The 18,766-nt window shown below is 48.3% G+C and carries 15 protein-coding genes, 1 pseudogene and 1 riboswitch; of the genes and pseudogenes, 14 read left to right on the top strand and 2 right to left on the bottom strand.

All coding sequences use genetic code 11. The features are described from left to right. The first annotated feature begins 39 nt into the window (after nt 1-39). The 7 genes from DESLBE_RS10450 (at nt 40) to DESLBE_RS10420 (ending at nt 7,533) form a co-directional block, all read left to right on the top strand. Nucleotides 40-1,722 (top strand): ATP-binding protein, encoded by a 1,683-nt coding sequence (locus DESLBE_RS10450; RefSeq protein WP_144676666.1) that lies wholly within the window; start codon nt 40-42, stop codon nt 1,720-1,722. Between the two features lie 24 nt (nt 1,723-1,746). Then, nucleotides 1,747-2,451, top strand: a complete 705-nt coding sequence (locus tag DESLBE_RS10445; protein WP_005808110.1) for a response regulator transcription factor — start codon at nt 1,747-1,749, stop codon at nt 2,449-2,451. A gap of 190 nt (nt 2,452-2,641) precedes the next feature. Next, a complete protein-coding gene (locus tag DESLBE_RS10440) occupies nt 2,642-2,902 on the top strand; it encodes a chaperone NapD (RefSeq protein WP_005808112.1) in 261 nt (86 codons plus the stop codon). Continuing rightward, entirely contained in the window at nt 2,895-3,473 is a 579-nt protein-coding gene (locus DESLBE_RS10435; RefSeq protein ID WP_144676664.1) for a 4Fe-4S dicluster domain-containing protein, read from the top strand. The genes DESLBE_RS10440 and DESLBE_RS10435 overlap by 8 nt, the downstream gene beginning before the upstream one ends. Before the next feature lie 15 nt (nt 3,474-3,488). Further along, nucleotides 3,489-3,794 (top strand): hypothetical protein, encoded by a 306-nt coding sequence (locus DESLBE_RS10430; protein ID WP_015943351.1) that lies wholly within the window; start codon nt 3,489-3,491, stop codon nt 3,792-3,794. 33 nt (nt 3,795-3,827) lie between these two features. Next, nucleotides 3,828-6,104 carry a nitrate reductase gene (locus DESLBE_RS10425; RefSeq protein WP_144676662.1) on the top strand — a complete coding sequence of 759 codons (2,277 nt, stop codon included), beginning with the start codon at nt 3,828-3,830 and terminating at the stop codon, nt 6,102-6,104. Nucleotides 6,105-6,120: 16 nt separating this feature from the next. Beyond that, on the top strand, nt 6,121-7,533 hold the full coding sequence (locus tag DESLBE_RS10420; RefSeq protein WP_144676660.1) for a 4Fe-4S dicluster domain-containing protein: 1,413 nt from the start codon (nt 6,121-6,123) through the stop codon (nt 7,531-7,533). A gap of 107 nt (nt 7,534-7,640) precedes the next feature. Here the strand turns inward: DESLBE_RS10420 and cls are convergent, their stop codons facing one another. Further along, complete coding sequence (cls, locus tag DESLBE_RS10415) at nt 7,641-9,170, bottom strand: cardiolipin synthase (protein WP_005808122.1); 1,530 nt, start codon at nt 9,168-9,170, stop codon at nt 7,641-7,643. 178 nt (nt 9,171-9,348) lie between these two features. On the opposite strand from cls, the gene DESLBE_RS10410 reads away from it, so the two are divergent. The 6 genes from DESLBE_RS10410 (at nt 9,349) to cobI (ending at nt 16,269) form a co-directional block, all read left to right on the top strand. After that, nucleotides 9,349-9,801, top strand: a complete 453-nt coding sequence (locus DESLBE_RS10410; RefSeq protein WP_144676658.1) for a MarR family winged helix-turn-helix transcriptional regulator — start codon at nt 9,349-9,351, stop codon at nt 9,799-9,801. A gap of 67 nt (nt 9,802-9,868) precedes the next feature. Then, on the top strand, nt 9,869-11,695 hold the full coding sequence (ftsH, locus tag DESLBE_RS10405) for an ATP-dependent zinc metalloprotease FtsH (RefSeq protein WP_144676656.1): 1,827 nt from the start codon (nt 9,869-9,871) through the stop codon (nt 11,693-11,695). Between the two features lie 134 nt (nt 11,696-11,829). Beyond that, entirely contained in the window at nt 11,830-12,672 is an 843-nt protein-coding gene (locus DESLBE_RS10400) for a glycosyltransferase family 8 protein (RefSeq protein ID WP_243131284.1), read from the top strand. Nucleotides 12,673-12,700: 28 nt separating this feature from the next. Then, on the top strand, nt 12,701-13,864 hold the full coding sequence (cbiD, locus tag DESLBE_RS10395; RefSeq protein ID WP_005812293.1) for a cobalt-precorrin-5B (C(1))-methyltransferase CbiD: 1,164 nt from the start codon (nt 12,701-12,703) through the stop codon (nt 13,862-13,864). Nucleotides 13,865-13,899: 35 nt separating this feature from the next. Next, a riboswitch (cobalamin riboswitch) is annotated at nt 13,900-14,078 on the top strand. A 9-nt stretch (nt 14,079-14,087) separates the two neighbouring features. Then, nucleotides 14,088-15,428 carry a precorrin-6y C5,15-methyltransferase (decarboxylating) subunit CbiE gene (cbiE, locus tag DESLBE_RS10390; RefSeq protein ID WP_172625526.1) on the top strand — a complete coding sequence of 447 codons (1,341 nt, stop codon included), beginning with the start codon at nt 14,088-14,090 and terminating at the stop codon, nt 15,426-15,428. 97 nt (nt 15,429-15,525) lie between these two features. Further along, nucleotides 15,526-16,269: a precorrin-2 C(20)-methyltransferase gene (gene cobI, locus DESLBE_RS10385; RefSeq protein ID WP_144676650.1), complete on the top strand. Its 744-nt coding sequence runs from the start codon at nt 15,526-15,528 to the stop codon at nt 16,267-16,269. Nucleotides 16,270-16,304: 35 nt separating this feature from the next. Here the strand turns inward: cobI and DESLBE_RS27430 are convergent. Beyond that, nucleotides 16,305-16,489 (bottom strand): annotated as a pseudogene (locus DESLBE_RS27430) (hypothetical protein). 413 nt (nt 16,490-16,902) lie between these two features. On the opposite strand from DESLBE_RS27430, the gene ltrA reads away from it, so the two are divergent. Further along, nucleotides 16,903-18,312 carry a group II intron reverse transcriptase/maturase gene (gene ltrA / locus DESLBE_RS10370; protein ID WP_144676648.1) on the top strand — a complete coding sequence of 470 codons (1,410 nt, stop codon included), beginning with the start codon at nt 16,903-16,905 and terminating at the stop codon, nt 18,310-18,312. Nucleotides 18,313-18,766: the final 454 nt, after the last annotated feature.

The raw sequence follows: 18,766 nt of genomic DNA, 5'->3' as shown, positions 1-18,766 counted from the left end.
TGGCATCTGCGTGTATGATTACCTGATAAGTGAGCTGATATGATGAAGGATAGTTTAACACATCGGTTTATGCTGTTCACCACCATTGTGGTGGTATTCATTATGCTCATCAATTTCATCTGGGATTATCGCAACCAAAGAGCTCAAGCCACTTTAGAAATGCATGAGAAAGCCCAGGTTATCACAAAACAGCTCATCGCCACCCGTGAAGTCATCGCGAAGAATCAGAACCGCATTAATTATGATTCCCAAGGAAATTTTGAGTTTAAGCATCTTAATCCGGCAGCAGTTGGCATGCAAATCGGCGATATCTTTGGGCAGCTGACCCATTACTCCATCAAACAGACGCGGCTTGACTACCGCTCTGACAGCAATGCTCCGGATGATTATGAAGCCCAGGGATTGCTGAGGTTTAGCCATGAACCCCATCTTGCCGAAATCTGGGGGGAGGATGTAGTGGCAGGAGAGCGGGTTTTTCGCTATATGGTTCCTTTGCATATGCAGGAAGAATGCCTCTCCTGTCATGGCGAACCCATTGGTGATTTGGATATCACCGGGCATTGCAAAGAAGGGTATAAGGTTGAGGATTTAGGCGGAGCCATCAGTCTGATTATGCCTATGGATATTTTCCTGCACGGGATTAAGCTCAATGTATATCGCCATTTGTCCTTTTCACTGCTGCTGATCGGTGTGATTGTGATCTCCATGTACTTGCTGGTCACCCGCCTGGTTACCCGTTCCTTAGGGGAGCTGAAGGGCGCCACGGCCCAAGTGGGACAAGGAGATTTTGATATTGACCTGAATCGCATTAAGGCTCAGGGTGAAATAAAAGAGCTGGCTCAGCATATCCAGGAGATGGCCGATCAATTGAAGGATCTCTATCAGAATTTAGAAGCCAAGGTGGAAAAGCGAACCCATCAGCTGAGATTGGTCAATGAAGACTTAAGAATCAAGCAGGATGAATTGGAAGCTGCCAATATTAAACTGAATGAGATCAATACCTACAAGTCAGAGTTTCTGGCCATTATGAGCCATGAATTAAGGACTCCTCTGACCTCCGTCATGGCTTTTACCGATCTGCTTCTTCAGGATCTCCCTAAGGATCTAAGACAAGAGCGGCAGAATCTCAAGTACATTAAAGCCAACAGCCAAAACCTGTTGAAGCTGATCAATAATATCCTTGATCTGGCTAAGATCGAAGCCGGGCGCCTTGAGTTAAAATTAGAATATGTCGATATGGCTGATGTCATGGGGGCCATTGACAGCGTTATCGCCCCTTTGGCCAAGAAGAAAGGCATTAACTGGGAAATAAGCCTTGATCCTGAGGTTTCTTTGCTGCGCGCGGATCCGGAGAAACTCCGCCGGGTCATCGAGAATTTAGTCGGGAACGCCATTAAATTCACCCCTCCTGAGGGACGGGTGGAAATTCAGGTGAAAAATGCGCCAAGGGACAATTGGCTCATGATCCGCGTCATTGATACCGGAATTGGCATCCCACCTGAAGAGCAGGAAGAGATTTTTGAACGGTTTACCCAGATAGACAGCTCCAACTCCAGAAAATATGGAGGTACGGGTCTGGGCCTAGCTTTGGCCAAAGAATTAGTCACCCTTCACAAAGGAGAACTATGGGTCGAGAGCGAATTAAACAAAGGCAGTACTTTTGTGGTACTCTTACCGAAGGATCCCGACAAAGTCGATCCAGGGGGTAATAAAGAAATATAGAGTGAGGCACAAGGAGGAAAAGGGATGAAGCGCACCTATAAGGTTTTGTTGGTCGATGACGAAGAAAGCATCTATAGAGTTGTCGAGCAAGTCCTAAAGAGGGAAGCTTATGAACTGCTTTATGCGGACAATGGCGAAGGGGCCCTGGAGTCCTTTCAAAAAGAAAGCCCGGATTTAGTGATACTTGATGTGATGCTGCCCTTGATTGATGGCTATGAGGTATGTAGAACCATCAGAGAAACAAGCAAGGTCCCCATTCTTATGCTTTCGGCCAAGGGGGAGATTATCGACAAAAGCGTGGGATTTAATCTCGGCGCCGATGACTATCTTGTCAAGCCTTTCAGCCCCGTTGAATTGGGGTTGCGTGTTAAAGCTCTGCTGCGGCGTTCCTTTGACAAAGAACAGTCCGCTCCCAAAGCAAGAAAGACCACCAAAATAAGTAAAGGGGAGCTGGAAATCAACTGTGAGAGCCATGAGGTCTTTGTGCGGGGCAAGCCTGTTTATTTGACTCCCAAAGAGTTTGAGTTGCTCACATTTATGGCGGAGCATCCTGATCAGGTCTTTACCCGGGAACAGCTCTTTGCCCATATGTGGGGAGACGAGTATGTCAATGATACCAGCACGATTACCGTATTCATTCGCAAGCTGAGAGAGAAAATCGAACGGGATCCGGCCAAGCCCCAATATATCCAAACCGTATGGGGAATCGGGTATAAGTTTTCCCAGTAGATTTTTGCTTAAGTTTTTGTTAAGAATATCACAAGGAAATGTGAAGATTTTGTTAAGAATTTCTGAATATTTGACTAACGTTCTCGTAAGAAATACTTGCTATATTAAAAGCAAGTATTTTTTTTGCGAAAATTAGGGCATTCTCCATTAAAGAGGCAAGAAAAAGAGGGAAGGGGGCACCGAATGCTTTATGGTGATTTCAAGTTTAATAGTAAAATGCCTGCCCGGTTTTGAGGAGCCGCTTTTAAGCCGGCTAAAAGATCTGGAAAGGGTTTCTGTGGAAGGAGTCATGAATGGGGATATCATTCTGGTCATGGAAAATGAGCTGGTACATGATGCGGTGCAGATGATTGAAAGCGGGATTGGTGCATTGCCAGGAGTCACTGGAGTCTATCCGGTTTATATAGCTATGGACACGGATTTCCCTGAAGGAGGTGTGAATTTTGCTTAAGGGAAATGAACTCATCAGTCGGAGAGACTTCCTGGGCACTGTGGTGAATGACTTTTGCAGGCTGACCATCAATGCGGTCAAGGCCACAGCCCCCGGGAAAAGCCTCATAAGACCTCCTGGAGCGATAGAGGAAATCGCTTTTCTGGCCGGCTGTCAACGCTGTGGGAAGTGCAGTGGAGCTTGTGAAGATAGGTCTATTCACGTAGCCGGACCGGATGAAGGAGTTTTAGTTGGAACTCCTTACCTTGTTCCTGATGAACAGCCTTGCACATTCTGTCTGCGATGTATTGAAGTGTGTCCAAGTGGAGTTCTAGAGAAACGGGAGTCCAGCCAATCCTATGCTATAGGTGTGGCCAAAATCAATCAGGATAATTGCCTCGCTTATCATGAACAACTTTGCAGTTCCTGCCTTTATGCCTGCCCGATGGGAATAAAGGCCATTGAATTAAGAGACTTTCGCTATCCCATCATCCGGACGGAATGCTGCATTGGCTGCGGCCGATGTATCAAGGCATGTATCGCGGAAAATCCTGCAATCACTGTGGTACCATGCCCAACTAAGAAAGAATGATAAGGAGAGAGAATTATGGTTCGTTGCCAAAAAACAGCAAAAGTCCTGTTGTTAATGCTGCTGGTGTTAATGCTCAGTGCCCTTGTGTTAACCGGCTGCCAAAGTCAGCCTGTGGACCAGTCTGCCAATCCGCCTGCTCCGGTTGGGGAGAAAGAGCCTGGGACGGCAATGGGCAGTGCAACTGTAGAAGGCTTTCCGCCGCCGGCTTCCCATGCCATTGAAGGCAGAGAGAATTGCGGCACCTGTCATAACGAGGGTGTGGGAGGCGCTCCCAAGACCCCTCATCCGGAGCTGACCGTCTGCCGGCAATGCCATGTTTAATCAGGCAAGTTGATTTTTGAAGGAGGTTAGACCATGGAATTCAGTAGAAGAAATTTTCTCAAAACCTGTGCAATTTCGGCAGCAATGATGACAGTAGGATGTACCAGTCAAACCAAGACGATTCAGGTTGACTCGCCTGAACCAGCCCCCAGCGCCCCTAAGCAGATAGATGTGGATCAATGGGTTAAATCCGTATGCAGATATTGCGGAACCGGTTGCGGTGTGCTGATCGGAGTGAAGGATGGCAAGGTAGCTGCCGTAAAAGGGGATCCGGATAATGAAGGCAATAAAGGGCTGCTCTGCGCCAAAGGCTATTATTTGCCACAGGTCATTACCCATAGCGAACGTGTTACTAAGCCTTTGATACGTAAAAATGGCAAATTGGAGCCCTGTACTTGGGACGAAGCCATGGAACTGGTTACTGCAAAGTTCAAAGAATCCATTGCCAACAATGGTCCGGATTCCGTAGCCTTCTATGGTTCCGGACAGCAATTGGCGGAAGAAGGTTATGTGGCCAATAAACTCTTCAAGGGAGCCATCGGCACCAATAATATTGACGGGAATCCGCGGCTTTGCATGGCCAGCGCGGTAGGCGGTTTTACCACTACCTTTGGTGCCGATGAACCCATGGGATGCCTCGAGGATTTTGAACATGCCAATGTGTTCTTTATCATCGGCTCCAATATTGCGGAAGCACATCCGGTTCTGTTTGGCAGACTGACGGATAAAAAGAAAAAAGATCCTGATACCAAAATAATTATTGCCGATCCGAGACGTCATCGCTCCCATGAAATTGCCGATATTTCGCTGCAATTTGTACCGGGGACCGATATGGCCCTTCTCCACGCCATGGCTTATGTGATCATCGAGGAAGGAATGGCGGACGAGGAGTTCATTGCTAAACATACGAGCTTTTCCAATGGCAAGGAAGCTATAACCTTTGCAGCTTATAAGGAGTTCCTTAAGGAATTTACACCGGAAAAGGCTGAAAAAGTAACAGGCCTTCCTGCTGCTCAAATCCAAGAGGTTGCCCGCCTCTTCGGTGAAAAAGGCAAGAACACCATGTCCATGTGGACGATGGGTATTAATCAGCGGGTAGCCGGTGTCTGGGCCAATAATCTTATTCATAATCTGCATCTGCTTACCGGGAAAATCTGCAAACCTGGCTCAACTCCTTTCTCCCTGACCGGTCAGCCCAGTGCCTGCGGCAGTGTCCGGGAAACGGGAGCATTATCTCATTTACTCCCCGGGCATCGTGTCATTGCCAACGAGAAGCACAGGAAAGAAGTGGCCGAGCTATGGGGCGTACCGGCTGATCGCATTAGTCCTCAAGCCGGTCTACATACCATGGAGTTATTTAAGGCCTGCGGGGACGGCAGAGTGAAGTGCCTCTATGTTATGTGCACTAATCCGGCCCACTCCCTGCCGAATGTCAATGCTTATCAGGAGGGGTTTGAAAAGGTCTTCCTGGTGGTAGCGGAGGCGTTCCACCCCACAGCTACCACCAAGTATGCCGATGTGGTTCTTCCGGCAGCTTTCTGGTGTGAGAAAGAAGGGGTGTACGGCAATACGGATCGCCGTACCCAGCATTTGGCTAAAGCCATCAACCCCCCCGGTGAAGCTAAGCCGGATTTGGATATTCTTCTCGACCTTGCCCAGCGCCTGGGCTATGGGGAGCTGTTTCCCTTCAAAACTCCCGAAGATGTCTGGAACGAATACCTTAAATGTACCACAGGGACTCATATGGAACTGGCCACCTATCCGGCCCTTAGGGAGGCCCATGGCATTCAGTGGCCGGTTAAGGATCACCAGGGCAATAAAGGGGCCGTGCGCCGTTATGTGGCTCCCGAGGATCCCTATGTCAAAGAAGGCATTGATTTCTATTCCGCAAAGGATCACAAGGCGGTTATCTTTGCCAGACCGTATCTGGGTCCTGCTGAAGTGGTGGATGAGGAGTACCCCTACTATTTAACGACCGGCCGGATTCTTGAACACTGGCATACCCTGACCATGACAGGCAAATGCCCTACCTTAATGCGGGCGGTGCCCAAACAGTATGTGGAATTAAATCCCCAGGACGCTGCTGAATTGGGGATCAAAGAGGGGGATACGGTTCGGCTGGTTTCCCGCAGGGGCAAGGTCGAAATACCGGTCAGAGTAGGGAAGCCTGGCGAACCGCGACCCGGTCTGCTCTTTGCTCTTTGGTTTGAACCGGATCCCTTGGTAAATGCTGTAACCATTGATGCCGTGGATGCTGCTTCTAAAGAGCCTGAATTCAAGATTTGTGCTGTTAAAATAGAAAAAGTCTAAGAAAGATGGCGGAGTAATGCTTAAATTCTCCTGGAATCGGTGTCGGCGCCTTGTTCAAGCAGGCATGATCTTAATTTTTCTATTACCCCTTACGGGAATGTACCAGGTGCTGGGGACGTTGAGTTCCAGCCGGATTCTCGGCTTGACCTTAACAGATCCTTTGGCTTTTGGGGAAGTCCTCTTGGCATCAAAAACCATCACCATGACTTTCCTGATCAGTGCACTATGGATTGCCGGGCTCTATCTCTTCTTAGGGAAAGCTTTCTGCAGCTGGATTTGCCCGATAGGATTCCTGATTGAAGGAGTTGATGCTCTAAAGAGAAAATGGCCATGGCTAACACGGATCCAGATTCATAAAAATGCCATCGATGAACAGAATCAATATTACTGGGCTTTACCCTTCTTTTTAGTCCTTAGTTTGGTTGTTGGGATTCCTGTATTTCAGACTTTATCCCCCATAGGTATCATCTATAGAGCCTTTCTGTTCGGGTTAGGGCTGGAAGTTTTGCTTATCCTGATCATCATTGTCTTGGAACTGGCAGGATACAGGCGTGGCTGGTGCCGGATGCTTTGTCCAATCGGCGCATTCTATGCCCTGAGCGCCCGCTGGAGTCCCGTCAAGGTTCGCTGCGATACAGATAAGTGTGTACAATGCTTTCAATGTGTAAAGGCTTGCGATTATACCGCCGCAAGCTTAAAAAACATGATTGAAGAAGGAAAGGTATACGCGGCTTCAAGTTTGTGTACCCGCTGCGGCCGCTGTATCGATGTCTGTCCGGCCAGGGCTTTGCAGTTTTCGCTGAAACCGGAGAAATCTCCGGAACCAGAAAGTATGGCTGTTGCCAAGAACCTAAAAGCAGATACCCCGGCGGCGGGGAGGATATCCCGAAGAACTGCCTTGCAGGGTGTGGGCTTAGTGGTCTTGGCAGGTTTAAGCTATAAGCCTGCCAAGGCTCTCGCAGCCGCTGCCCCTAAGGTTTTTCGTCCCCCGGGTGCAGTTGGGGATGAAGAGTTTTTGGCGAAATGTGTCCGCTGCGGCAAATGCATAGAGATCTGTCCTGATAAGACCTTATTAAGTGCCCATCTGGATCAAGGTTTAAACCTGGGGACACCCTACTTTATTCCCCGCCAAATCCCCTGCTCACTGTGCATGGAGTGCCCTGATGTATGTCCCAGCGGCGCCCTTGTGCCCTTAGACATGCGTGAAGTAAAAATCGGCATTGCCGAAATTGATCAAGACCGCTGTTATGCTTATCAGGATGATGTGTGCCGCTCCTGTTACAACAGTTGCCCGTTGATCGATGAAGCGATTAAGATGGAAGGATTTCAATATCCGGTGGTTGATCCGGAGATCTGTACAGGGTGTGGAATCTGTGAGTATGTCTGTGTGATGGAATACCCGGCTATTCAGATTAAACGGATGTCCTGAGTTCTTTATTGCCATCTCCTCTTAAAATAAATAGGCTAAGTGTTTATAAACTCAAACAGGAGCTTTTCAGCAGATCCACGAAGATGCTGAAAAGCTCCTGTTTAATTCTACATCAATGGGGCGAAAATACGGAGGATTGTACGCCCTAATCTACGGTACCATCTGACAGCACGACAGTCTTCCAGGGTAATTTGCTGGCATTTGGTTAACGTTGCTAAATAATCTTCTTTTACGGCCAGGACACTTTGGGTGTTATAGAGGTAGACCCCGCATTCGAAGTGCAGGTAAAGGCTCCTGTAGTCCATGTTGATGGTTCCCACCACAGCGTGGACGTCATCGATCAGGATGGATTTGGCATGGATAAAGCCGGGTGAATATTCGTAGATTTTTACGCCGCTTTCCACCAGAAATTCGTAGTTGGAACGGGTCATGGAATGAACAAACCAACGATCCCCGCGATAAGGAGTCACGATGCGCACATCGACACTTCGCTTAGCGGCAGAGCAGAGGGCTGAAAGCATTACATTATTAAGGATAAGATAGGGTGTGTTAATATAGATATAGCGTTCAGCTTGAACGATGAGAGTGAGGTAGACGTTTTCGCCCATCGGTTCTTCATCCAAGGGGCTATCCCCAAAAGGCTGGACGAACCCATCGCTGGGGTAGGCTTCCGCCTCATGCACAGGTAACTTAAACCGGGTGTAGTCTTCATCCGTCTCGGTCTCATAATTCCATAAAGATAAGAACATCACGGTGAAATTCCAGACAGCTTCTCCTTGGATGAGTATAGCGCTATCCTTCCAATGACCAAACCGATCATACGCATTAATATATTCATCCGCCAGATTGATTCCGCCTGTAAAGGCTGTTTTTCCATCGATCACGGCGATCTTGCGATGATCCCGGTTATTCATGTGAATGGAGAGAACGGGAATCAGACGGTTAAAGACACTGCACTTAATTCCTTTCTCCTCCAGCTTCTTTTCATAGCCATAGGGCAGCTTGAAGAGACTGCCTACATCATCGTAAAGAACCCGGACATCTACACCTTGTTGGACTTTCTCCACTAAAATCTCCAGGATAGAATCCCACATGACTCCTTCATCAATAATGAAGTATTCCAGGAAGATGAATTTTTCGGCCTTTCTTAATTCTTCCAGCAAACGCTCATACATCAGCTCTCCGAGGGGTAAATATTCAGTAATGGTATTTTGATAAACAGGGCAATAGGAATATTTATCGATATAACGTGAAAGATTAGCTGCACGGTGGTTTTGCGCCTCAAGCTCCTGAAGGATGGCTTGATTCGGGATAAGGGACTGATTCATTTTTTCATTAACAGCTTTCATCTCGCGCTTTTTGCGTTTGCTTAATTTATTGCGGCCAAATAAAAGATAGAACAGTCCGCCAAAGATAGGAAAAATAAGGATTGGGATAACCCAGGCAATCTTATAGGCAGGATCAGATTTGCTGTTCAATATATAAAGCAGAGCAACGATGCTGAGCGATGTGCAAACAGTATAAAAATAAATAAAATAACTGCTGAATCTCCAGATGATCATAACCAGAGCAAAGATTTGCAGGAGGAGAAGCAAGGCGATAAATATTACGCGGTAAAGCATCGGCAAATTTTTCATGATGATTCTCCCTCCTCCTCATTATTATTATCTTTTAGTATATGTAATCCTCAGACTTTTTGTCCAATAATAAACAACAAAGTTTTATCGTGTCTTAAAATGTATTGACTAAACAAAGTATACCCTATACTATATATAGTGTAAAGATAATATTGGAGAGCGTGGTGGAGGCCAAAGCATGAGAAGCATGGTGTTTGAGAATGAAATCTGGGATTTCTTGAGGACGATAACCGAAGGTATGGCCAATGCATTTCGCCCGATTGTAGAAGAATACGGTTTGACATTAATGCAGACTCGAATCTTGGTGGAAGTTAAAGACGGGGCACCTCATACTATAGGAAGTCTGGGAAGTATTATTGGCCTTTCCAGCGGGAATGCTTCCTCTATGTGCAAGAAATTGGAGGCAGCAGGATTTCTAAGGCGTATTCGTACACCTGAGGACGAACGGTTCGTGAAACTTGCCCTGACCCGGCACGGTGAAGACACAATTTATCGCATCGAAGAGGCTCTTGAACGACGATACGGTGTTTTTTTGGAATATAAAGGTGAACAGGAATATCAACGATTTATTGAGTGCATGGAAAATGTCAAAGCCTTTATGCAAGAGATGTATGAATTTCAACCGAAATAGAATTTTCAATCGAAAAGAATAAGGCTCACGGAAGCGGTTAGTTATAGAAAATAATGGAGTGAAAAAAATGAATGAAAAACCAACGCCGAAGAAACCGCTTATCTATTATTCCCTGATTGCCTTGTTGATTCTTCTGCTTCTGAATGCTTTTGTGTTTCCGCACTTGCTGAAAAGACAGGTTACCCAAGTGGATTATGGCTCTTTCCTGTCCTATCTTGAGAGTGGAACGATTTCGGAAGTCGAAGTTCAGGATAATCAGATTGCCTTTATGACCAAGGATTCAACAGGCAAAGAAACGATTTTTGTTACGGGCGCCATGGCGGACCCTGAATTGGTTAATCGTCTTAAGGCTGCCGGGGTGGATAAATATTCTCAGGTTATCCCCAAGGAGAACTCCCCCCTCATGAACATTCTCTTAACCTGGATTCTCCCCATGATTCTCTTATTTGGACTTTGGATGCTGCTGGGAAATCTGATGCAGAGAAAGATGGGCGGTGGCATGAACGCCATGACCTTTGGCAAGAGCAATGCGAAAATCTACGTTCAAGCCCAGACAGGCAAGACCTTTGCCGATGTGGCCGGTCAGGATGAGGCGAAAGAAGCTCTGACTGAGATCGTGGATTTTCTTCACGACCCCAGCCGTTATGCCGCCATTGGAGCCGATCTGCCGAAAGGGGCTCTCCTGGTGGGTCCTCCGGGAACGGGGAAGACCTTGCTGGCCAAGGCCGTTGCCGGAGAAGCAAAAGTGCCCTTTTTCTCCATATCCGGAAGTGAATTTGTAGAGATGTTTGTGGGTATGGGCGCGGCCAAAGTCAGAGATCTATTTAAACAAGCCAATGAAAAAGCCCCCTGCATCGTTTTTATCGACGAGATTGATACCATCGGCAAAAAACGGGATGGCGGCTCCTTCGGCGGAGGCAATGATGAACGGGAGCAAACCTTGAACCAGCTTCTGTCCGAGATGGATGGCTTTGACGGCAAGAAGGGTGTGGTGATTCTCGCCGCTACCAATCGGCCGGAGTCCCTAGACAAGGCTTTGCTGCGTCCCGGGCGCTTCGATCGCCGGATCCCTGTGGAGCTTCCGGATTTGGCAGGCCGGGAAGCCATCCTGAGAGTTCATGGGCAAAAGGTAAAAATGGACTCCCCGATCGACTTTAAAGCCATCGCCCGGGCCACTGCCGGAGCATCCGGGGCGGAATTAGCCAATATTATTAATGAAGGAGCTTTACGGGCTGTTCGCTGCGGGAGAAGCCGGGTGAATCAAAGTGATTTGGAGGAGTCTGTAGAAGTTGTGATTGCCGGTTATCAGCGGAAGGGGGCAGTGATTTCTCATCGCGAGAAAGAGATTATTGCTTTCCACGAGATTGGCCATGCTTTAGTAGCCGCCAAACAAACGGACTCTGCTCCTGTGCATAAGATTACCATTATTCCAAGGACTTCCGGGGCCTTAGGCTATACCATGCAAGTGGAAGAAGATGAGCGCGTTCTCATGAGCAAAGAAGAGGCCTTCAATAAAATCACCACCTTTACGGGGGGCCGGGCAGCCGAAGAATTGATCTTTGGAACCTATACTTCAGGAGCCTCCAATGATATTGAACAAGCCACCAAAATTGCCCGGGCCATGGTTACCCGTCTGGGGATGAGCAAGAATTTCGATATGATGGCTTTAGAAACAGTGAATAATCCTTACCTTGGCGGCGATACTTCCTTGATGTGTTCTCCGGAAACCGCAGCCAGGATTGATGAGGAGATTTTATCCATCATCAAAAGCGCCCACAAAAAGGCCTTCGAAATTTTAAAAGAAAATATTGAAAAGCTTCATGAATTGGCACGTTATTTGTTGGAAAAGGAAACCATCACCGGAGAAGAATTTATGGCGGTGCTCTCCAGGTAGAAAACAAGGACTGGTGATGTTTTGACATCCCAGTCCTTGTTTGGTGTTAAGCTGCAGCATCGCAGCATCTTTTTGTTCTAAGATAAATCAGCATGCTCAATCAGGATAAGATCAATCAGCAAAGGGGTAAAACGATGAATATTTTAGTCACCCTGAACTCAAGTTATGTAAAACAGTTAATGGTTATGCTGACCTCTCTGCTTGACTCCAACCCAGGGGAGCAGTTTACGGTTTATGTAGCTCATTCCGCTATGTCCAAGGAGGACTTTGCACGTATCGATCAGGCCATTGATAGCTCACGATGCAAGGTTGAAGGAATTAAGCTGTCTGATGAAGGTTTGAGCAAGGCACCTATTACCAGCCGCTATCCCAAGGAAATGTATTACCGGATTTTTGCAGTGAATTATCTTCCCGATCACCTTGAACGAATTTTGTACCTGGATCCTGATCTTGTCGTCATCAATCCCCTAAAGGAGCTCTACACCATAGACTTCCAAGGAAACTTCTTCGCAGCAGCCTCCCATGTTAAGGAACTATTGAAAAAGCTCAATCACGTCAGACTTAATATGGCTGAAGACAGCACCTATGTCAATTCGGGGGTGATGATGATGAACTTGTCCCTGCTGCGCCAGGAACAGGATGTTCATGAAGTCTACCAATATATTGAAGAATACAAGCACCGCTTATTCCTGCCTGACCAGGATGTTCTTAATGGGGTGTATAGTGATAGAACTCTGACTGTAGATGCGAAAATCTATAATCTCAGTGAGCGGTATTATGCCCTCTATAATCTCAACCCCAAGTACTGGGATGCTAAAATTGATCTGGATTGGGTCCGCAGCAATACAGCGATTATTCACTATTGCGGCCGCAACAAACCCTGGAAAGACAACTATATTGGGGAGTTGGACGTTTTTTATAAAAACTATGAGCAAAAGGTTCGTGCCCAAATGAAGGATTTTGAAACTATGAGGTGAAATGATAGCATTATAGTTAAATACGATAATGGGTGGGGCGGCTGATATGAGGAAAAAGACGAAGGACAGGCATTCATGGAAAACGGGCTTTACTACGGGCAGTTGTGCAGCAGGGGCAGCAAAAGCTGCCTGCCTTTTGCTGAAAGGACTGCATCAGGGAACAGAGGTGGATATCCCGCTGCCTCAGGGCGAACGGCTTCAATTGCCTGTACATAGATGGGACAGGGCGGAAGATGTTGCTTGGGTAAGCATTATCAAAAATGCGGGAGATGATCCCGATGTCACCCATGGTTTGGAAGTGGTCGCCAGGGTGCAGCTCCTTTCTCAAAGAGGAGAAATCCTTATTCGCGGCGGGCGGGGCATCGGAGTTGTCACCAAAAAGGGTCTGCAGATTCCTCCGGGGGAAAGCGCTATCAATCCTGTTCCCCGGTCCATGATTCAGGCCGCGGTACGGGAGGTATTTCCCCAGGAAGAAATCCTGGTGGTGATCGAAGTGCCTGAAGGGGAACGGCTTGCTCTAAAGACCTTGAATCCCCGCCTGGGAATTATGGGAGGGGTATCGATCTTAGGTACAACGGGTATCGTCCGGCCGATGTCGGAAGAAGCCTTTAAGAATTCGATCCTGCCTGAATTGGATCAAGCCGTCGCTTATGGACACAAAGCCATTGTTCTGACTCCTGGCAATTATGGCTTTAAGGTAGCCAGGGAGCAGCTCATGGTCCCTGAGGAAGCCATTATTCAGATGAGTAATTTTGTGGGCTTTTTACTGGAAGAGGCTGCTTATCGCAAGATCGAAAAGGTGCTTCTCTTAGGTCATATTGGCAAACTCATTAAAGTGGCCGGGGGAATATTCCATACTCATACTCATGTTGCCGATGCCCGGATGGAGATCCTGGTGGCCCATGCCGCCCTGGCTGGTATGGATCAAAATTCCTTGCAGACCATCGCGGAGTTGCCGACAGTTGAAGGTGCTGCCGAGGAAATTCGCAGCAAGGGCTGGGGGAGCCTTTTATTTAAACTGGCTGAAAGGGCAAGCCACCGGGCTCAAGACCATGTGCATGGGGAACTTCAGGTGGGAACTGCCTTTACTTTGCTTAACGGAGAGATCATCGCCTGGGACGATCCGGCTATGGAGATCGGCAAAGAATTTTGGCATTGGCCGCCGGTGGAGGAGGAATTTTGGCGAAAATAGAGAATAGTTTAGTAATTCGAATTAAGTTGTCTTAACAACCGAATAGTATTCAAGGTTCCTCTTTAGAGGAAGAAAAGGGAAGCCGGTGAAAATCCGGCGCGGTCCCGCCACTGTGAACCACGAGTGTCTCTTAAGGCCCACTGGGATGAGCCTGGGAAGGGAAGAGGCATAAAGACTGGAAGCCAGGAGACCTGCCTTGAACATTGCGCTACGTCCACGAGCGATGGATGATGTAGTGACGATTTCGGAAATACCGAAGGGAAGAACCAAAGAGCCGCTCAGGGCTCTTTTTTGTTTAGCTTGCTTTTTTATTGAGCTTAATCGAGGGGAAGGTGATGGGATGATTCAAATAGTGGGGATAGGCCCTGGTACGAGAGCATGGGTTCCCCAGGCTGTTGAAGCAATGGTCGCTCAGAGTGATGTTTTGGTAGGAGGGATACGAGCCCTGGAGCTGTTCCCGGATTTCCAAGGAGAGTCATACCGGGTCACTGGAAATCTGGCGGAAACTCGGCAAACCTTGCAGAAAGTATTGCAGCAGGGCAAAAAAGCCAGTGTCCTGGTTTCCGGTGATCCAGGTTTCTATAGTCTGCTTCCTTGGCTGAAAAGGGAGTTTCCTCAAGAAGAAATTCAAGTATTGCCGGGCCTCAGCTCCATTCAGCTGGCCTTTGCCCGGGCAGAGATACCCTGGCAGGATGCAGAGCTGCTTAGTGTCCATGGCCGTCCGCTGAACTGCTTGCCTTTACATCTCAGCCGGCCAGTGGGAGTTCTTACTGGCGGTGAAAACTCACCCCGGAAGATCGCTGAGTATTATCACACCTATGGCTGCAATCCGCGGATTTCACTTGGCAACGCCTTAACCTATGCGGAAGAGCGTTGGCTGAATACAGATGCTGATCAGCTCATGAATTCAGAAGAAGATTTCGCCAATGCGGTGATGATCCTCTATCCGGAAGAAGCGGAGCATAAGCCGGAACAATCTGTCCTCTCCCTGCCCAGGAGCTTTGGCATCAAGGATGAGGAGTTTATACGCGGTGATGTCCCCATGACCAAGACGGAGATTCGCGTTCAAGTTCTGGCTAAGGCGGGAATTATCCCCGCGAGCCGGGTCTTGGATGTGGGAGCCGGGACGGGAAGTATAAGCATTGAAGCTGCTCTTCTGGCTCATCGCGGCTGCGTTTATGCGGTGGAGGAAAATCCGGAGGCACAAGAGCTGATCCTGAAGAATCAGGAGAAATTCCGGGTAAGCAACCTGCGCTTGATTCGTGGCTCCGCACCGCTGGCTCTGCAGGAAATCCCTCCTGTGGATGTCTGCATTATTGGCGGAAGCCATGGACAGATTCGGGAGATTTTACACCAAGCCCCTCTGGTACCTGGGGGACGGGCAGTGGTGACTGCCGTAACTTTAGAGACATTGGCTCATGGTATGGAGGCCCTGAAAAGCTTGCAATACGAGGATGTTGATGTGGTTTCGATCCAAGCTGTACGCTGGAAGGGCATTAAGGATATTCATCTTGCCCAGGCCCAAAATCCTGTATTTATACTCTCAGGAAGGAAAGGAAGCTAAGGTCTCCGCTCAAACACAGGAGCCAAGAACCCTGGCAAGGGAGCGGCACTGCAGAACTGCAAACTGGCTGCAAGACGAGGAACTAAGGAGGAACAAAGTGAAGAAGGATAGGAACGAAGACAAAAACACAGTAACCACCCTGATCGGGGAAAAGGCCAAATTCTATGGGGTGGGTGTAGGACCGGGGGACCCTAAGCTCATTACCCTGAAAGCCGTGGAAATATTACAAGCTATTCAAGTTGTCGCCATACCCAAATCCAAGATGGAGCGGGAAAGTGTTGCCTGGGAGATTGCCCAGTCACACTGCCCCTCCGGAGTCAGCATTTTAGAGCTGGAAATGCCGATGACCGCCGACGAAAGCATACTCCAGGCTGCTTGGCAGAGTGCAGCGGAGAAGATTGAGGCGGAGCTCAGTCAAGGGCATTCTGTTGCCTTCCTTACCTTAGGTGATCCTTCCTTATACAGTACCTATAGTTATTTACTGACCATTCTAAGAGAGCGGCTTGAGCCGGACCAAATAGAGACCATCCCAGGGATCACGGCTATGGCGGCTGCCGCTGCCCGGGTAAATTGGCCTTTAGCCACAGGTGATGAGCCTCTGATTGTTTTGCCGGGGATTGAAGGTTTAGAGGAGTATGAGCACTACCCTAATCTCGTCTTAATGAAAGTATCGCGGAATCTGCCGGAGGTACTGAATCATGTCCAAAGGACCGGGTCACAGGCGGTTTTAGCTACCCGGGTAGGTCAGGCGGGGGAAGAGATTCGTTTGCTTGATCCGGAGGAAGTGCTGGAGAAAGTGGACTATTTGAGTCTTGTGCTTTGCAGGAAGCCTCAGTCCTGAGCAAGAGTCCCCTTTGAAGGCAGGTCTCCAGGATTTTAATTTACACCGTTCGCTCCATAAGCTGCGCGGACAAAACTAACGCTCAAGCCCTCCGCTCCGTCGGACCTGCGCCGCCAAGTTATTCTCAGCGGCGTGGCGGCTTGGGTGAAACCCTCGTCCGGGTTTCGGCCCAGCCAAATCGCTCCTGCTCAATGGCTGGTTGGAAACGTCCTGTTTCCAACCCGACTCCGCGTGCGCCACGCATGATGATTAACTTGGCGGTGAAAGTCCGCTATGGGGTAATGTAGCGACCAACCATTAGCTTAAGGCAAGGGTGTCCATCGCGAGATGGAATCTGAAGGAAGCCAGCGGCAAAGTTCCGGCCTGAGGAACACAAACAGCATCAGGCGCGAAACGTGGGGTGAGACTGCGCGACAAGTCGAAGCCCAAAAGCTACACGGACACGTCAGCGTAAATGGTGCGGGTAGATGGAATGAAAGTGAATCATCTTACCGTGGGAGGCCTCACGGACGGGCAGAAGCAGAGAAAGAAGCCCGGTTGAAACAAGATTTATCGTGAGGAGTCAGCAGAAGCCATAGTACAGAGGTGAAAAGACACCGAAGGAAGGGCTGAACCAAAGGAGGTGTGGGGTCAATGAAAGTTACTGAAGGTGGCGAATTAAACCACAGACAACTTCGAAACGGAGGCGAGCTGCAAAGGACATCTGCGGAACAGAGAGAGTATGCAGAGGCGTGGGTGCCACTGAAGATGACGGAAACCGACAACACCAACACCAACGAGCAGAACGAAGAACTACTGGAGCAAATTCTGAGCTTCGAAAATCTAAACCAAGCCTACCGGCAGGTGAAGAAGAACAAAGGAGCCGGTGGAATCGACGGCATGCAGGTGAAGGAACTTCTACCCTACCTGAGAGACCACAAGGAGGAACTCCTAGAGAGTCTACGAGAAGGAACGTATCGTCCAAGCCCCGTAAGAAGGGTGGAAATACCCAAAGAAAACGGAACGACCAGAAAACTAGGAATCCCCACTGTAGTCGACCGGCTTATCCAACAGGCTATAGCCCAAGTTCTGAGCCCTATCTTCGAAAAACAATTCTCAGAGAGTAGTTTCGGCTTCCGGCCCAACCGGAGTGCTCATGATGCGCTGAAGAAGTGTCAAAGCCATATCACAGCAGGGTACAAATACGTAGTGGATATGGACTTGGAGAAATACTTCGACACCGTCAACCAAAGCAAGCTCATCCAAATCCTATCGGAGAGTATCAAAGATGGGCGGGTCATATCGCTCATCCACAAATTCCTCAGAGCGGGAATTATGGTCGATGGAATGTTCGAAGAAAGTCCAGAGGGAGTGCCCCAAGGGGGCCCCTTAAGCCCACTGCTGGGAAACATCATGTTGAATGAGTGCGACCATGAACTGGAAAAACGAGGCCACCGCTTCGTAAGGTATGCAGATGACCTCATGATCTTCTGCAGAAGCAGAAAAGCGACCCAACGAACGATGGAGCATATCGTGCCTTACATCGAGAAGAAATTATTTCTAAAGGTCAACCGAGAGAAAAGCAAGGTCTCGCATGTCAACTATGTGAAATACCTTGGATATAGCTTTTACATTTATCGAGGAGAAGGCCGACTGAGAATCCATCCCCAAAGCATCAGAAAACTCAAGGACAAAATCCGGGAAGTGACAGGACGAAGTAACGGGATGGGAAACGAAGAAAGGAAAACCAAACTGAACCAAGTGGTAAGAGGATGGACGAATTACTTTAAGCTGGCAGACGCAAAGAGTCAGCTGAAAGAGATAGACGAATGGATGAGAAGCCGGGTACGAATGGTAGCCTGGAAACAGTGGAAGCGAATTCGAAGCCGCTATGACTACTTGAAGAAAGCAGGCATAAGCAAAGAAAAAGCATGGATGTGGGCAAACACAAGAAAAGGATATTGGCGAACAGCTCATAGTCCAATACTGAGGACTGCCTTACCCAACAAACGATTCGAACAAGCTGGATACCTCAGTTTCACGGGATGTTACTCTGCGAAGTAAGGTGTAAACTTTGGAAGCGCCGTATACCGAACGGTACGTACGGTGCTGTGGGAGGTCGGCTGACCAAATAATGGTTAGCCTCCTACCCGATTGCAGTCTTTTCGCGAAGTTTTGTTTCCGCTCGCTTAAATTCGCTCTCTTTTGTAAATCAAAATCCTTGGGTTGCTTTTCAGGTTTGAGCAGGGCTTTGTGGGAAATGTGGGGGGGGGGGCTTTGGATAAGTTGCCTGAGTTGAGCGCTTTTTCCGTCTTTACCGACGCCGCTTGAGGCGGCATGGTCGGTTAGATTTTGGGAAAGGCTCAAGAGAAGGTCGCAGGGAAGGACACGGAGATGACCCTCTGAAAAGACTTGCAAAAGTCTCAAAGAAGTGCTGAAAAGACTTATAAGCTACACGACCAGAATGTAAAGCTACACAACCCGAACGAATCTCTAGATTATACAAGTGATAAAGACA

This window comes from Desulfitobacterium sp. LBE, from assembly GCF_007830365.1.
Taxonomy (GTDB): domain Bacteria; phylum Bacillota; class Desulfitobacteriia; order Desulfitobacteriales; family Desulfitobacteriaceae; genus Desulfitobacterium; species Desulfitobacterium hafniense.
This window is presented reverse-complemented; position numbering and strand designations above follow the sequence as displayed.